The 1,540-nt window shown below is 41.5% G+C and carries 2 protein-coding genes and 1 pseudogene; 2 read left to right on the forward strand and 1 reads right to left on the reverse strand.

Features of this window, described 5'->3' with window-relative positions:
• A pseudogene (locus D5R40_RS32890) lies at window positions 1-278 on the reverse strand (hypothetical protein); the annotation flags it as partial.
• On the opposite strand from D5R40_RS32890, the gene D5R40_RS32895 reads away from it, so the two are divergent.
• On the forward strand, window positions 214-417 hold the full coding sequence (locus D5R40_RS32895; protein WP_124155883.1) for a hypothetical protein: 204 nt from the start codon (window positions 214-216) through the stop codon (window positions 415-417). The pseudogene D5R40_RS32890 and the gene D5R40_RS32895 sit on opposite strands and share 65 nt — an antisense overlap.
• An 818-nt stretch (window positions 418-1,235) precedes the next feature.
• Window positions 1,236-1,421 carry a hypothetical protein gene (locus D5R40_RS32900; RefSeq protein ID WP_124155884.1) on the forward strand — a complete coding sequence of 62 codons (186 nt, stop codon included), beginning with the start codon at window positions 1,236-1,238 and terminating at the stop codon, window positions 1,419-1,421.
• Window positions 1,422-1,540: the final 119 nt, after the last annotated feature.

Genomic DNA, 1,540 nt, shown 5'->3' on the forward strand with positions numbered 1-1,540 from the left:
AAATCTCCGAAATAAACACAGGCACTCTCACCTAACGCCCAAGTATATGCAGCAGACCAAGAAGCAGCGATAGCGCTCCCGAACCCAGGCACAAATTTAATCAACTCCCTCCCCACTGCTTGAGCGACAAAACCCCCACCAATCACACTAACAACTCCTCCTGCTTGAGATGGGGATATTGTTTGCCCATACAAATTTCCTAATAAACCTACCATGGAAACTTGTAAAGCTGTTAATACTGGCATTGTCGCAAAAGGTAGAGGTACTGCTGCATATACTTGGGCGTTAGGTGAGAGTGCCTGTGTTTATTTCGGAGATTTGATGGGAGGGAAAAAGCCAGATCCAGAGAAAATTCAAGGTGTGATGCAGGAAGCGTTTGAGTCAGCGAAAGATAGATTTAAAGGGATGAAAAGTTGAGTAGAAATTGCACTTAGTATCACGCCCGCTCGGGTAGTGCGTTCATCAAGTTCTTAGGTGGTAGGTGTAAATTCAAGAGGGAACACTGGAAACGGAGCAAAAATTTGGGATCTTTCTGTAGTGTATCAAGAAAGTGTGGGAATGGTAAAATTATCATTGTCCCTCAATACTTTCTATTCTAATAGACATCTCCTCCACCCATAGGCAGTAGGCAGCTTTGCTGTAGGCAGTAGGGAACCCACCCCTCGCCCCTCCCCCTCCCAGGAGGGGAAATAATTGATATATCTAGTGTGATAATTGATTTTATTTTTTATTATAGGAGATGTCTAATATAGCGCTGTGCGCAGGCAACAGGCAACAGCTCCGGAAGGCAACAGGGGGAATAAATTGCCGATAATATAAGAATCTATCCCATTAATAGTCAAATTATGATGAAGCTATCCCACTATTTTTAACAAGTTTATTTGTTTAAGTAAAATGTGTTTTAAAAGCTTGATTTTTCGTTTTTAACTATCAACATGCAAAAATCTTATTAGTGGGATAGGTTCTTTGTAATTCTCTCTCCTCCTGACTCCTGACTCCCCTTCCTGGGAGGGGCGCGCGGGTGGGTTGACTCCTAAGTAATTAGGATTAATATCATACACGTGCTTCAGCAACGCCGAGAAAAGTAGCCTAGTTTGATGAAGATTTGATGAAGATGTAGCCTAGTTTGATGAAGATTTGATGAAGATTTGATTAAAATTATAACTTCCTATTGCTTTTGTTTTTTTTTTAGATTATCGTTGTGATTAAAGATAACCAAATAAAAGGAAACAACCATGAAAAGTCTTAACTATAGCCAACTCAACCCAGAGCAAAAACAACAAATCAGCAATTTAATTGCACAGATGGAAGGGCAACAACAAAATAGCAACTGTGCTGTTCGCTTCGTTGCTCGCGGCGCTACTGGTGGTGAGTTTGGCGGCGGCGGAGGCAACCCTGGCGGCGGCCCTATTTTTAACTAATAGAGTAGACTAAAATCAAGGATTTGATCTAGCCTTCTTCCAAATAGATCGAGATTGAAATGCTGTTGGTTCAACCATGAATACCTATGGATAAGTAACCAACTCAAACAGTAGGGACG

The sequence above is a fragment of the Okeania hirsuta genome, assembly GCF_003838195.1.
In the GTDB taxonomy this organism is placed as follows: Bacteria; Cyanobacteriota; Cyanobacteriia; order Cyanobacteriales; family Microcoleaceae; genus Okeania; species Okeania hirsuta.

Excerpts from the sequence above, each read along its gene's own strand:
- D5R40_RS32895 (WP_124155883.1), top strand. The coding sequence starts at position 214 with ATGGAAACTTGTAAAGCTGTTAATACTGGCATTGTCGCAAAAGGTAGA.
- D5R40_RS32900 (WP_124155884.1), top strand. The coding sequence starts at position 1,236 with ATGAAAAGTCTTAACTATAGCCAACTCAACCCAGAGCAAAAACAACAA.